The following is an 833-nucleotide window of genomic DNA, read 5'->3' as shown; positions in this document are numbered from 1 at the left end:
AACGTCCCGTATAAAAACTGTGCGAGCTGGCGAGCTTGATTGTCCGCAGGACAATCCGCTAAGCCAGTGAGCAGGAAGTTTCGATTCGAGATAGGTTTGAGCATTTTTTTTATACGTTTTTAGGCAAAGTGCTTTACTCTTTATAAACTAAGTTTAAGATTGAGTCTGTTTTGTGCTTTGGATGTTTTAATTTTTCTGCTGTCTCTTTCGTTATTTTTTTCCATCCATACTGATACTCGAATATCCAAAGGGAATCAGTTGTGGAATTTGTCTGTAAATGCAAAAGCGAAGGTTTGTTTTTATTTTCAAACCATTTCATATATCCAAATTCCAGACTATCAGCAGGATATTTTGATTGTCTTGGCAATTTTGCATTATTGTGCAATTTTTTTGATTCTTTCCAATACTCTTTATATTCTGAAACCTGCTCTCTAAAATTTATCTCCTTTCCTGTTAATCTTCGATGAAAGCTTGTAAGGATAATTCCAGACATATCATCAGGATGTTTAATTCCTTTGCGCTTAAAGTATTTACTTAATCTCGAACCGCCCCAAAGGTTCCAATTGTTCCGCATATATAGACCGGTTCCCATATGATATTGTCCAACAAATTCATTTTCCGATAGTTTTCTTATTTCAGTTTTGAGAGAATCAGGATAAAATCCGTTAACTTCTGAAATAGCATCTTCTAAATTTTTGGGAATATAAACACCATCTATTTCAGACTTGTAGGAATTAAATAGACCAGAACAACTAACTAATGAAATCGAAAGTATAATCGATATAATTGTGGTTTTTCGCATATTGTTGTTTTCGCATTTTGCCTAACGTCTC

The 833-nt window shown here is 34.2% G+C and carries 1 protein-coding gene; it reads right to left on the bottom strand.

Annotated elements, in window-relative coordinates:
• Positions 1-133: 133 nt before the first annotated feature.
• Positions 134-802 carry a DUF6794 domain-containing protein gene (locus RM545_RS17470; protein ID WP_311496569.1) on the bottom strand — a complete coding sequence of 223 codons (669 nt, stop codon included), beginning with the start codon at positions 800-802 and terminating at the stop codon, positions 134-136.
• Positions 803-833 lie beyond the last annotated feature (31 nt).

The organism is Autumnicola lenta (assembly GCF_031846515.1).
GTDB classification, from domain to species: domain Bacteria; phylum Bacteroidota; class Bacteroidia; order Flavobacteriales; family Flavobacteriaceae; genus Autumnicola; species Autumnicola lenta.
The sequence above is the reverse complement of the archived record's forward strand: the minus strand, read 5'-3'. Positions and strand labels throughout refer to the sequence as shown.

Coding starts and splice junctions, on each gene's coding strand:
- RM545_RS17470 (WP_311496569.1), bottom strand. CDS start 802: ATGCGAAAAACCACAATTATATCGATTATACTTTCGATTTCATTAGTT.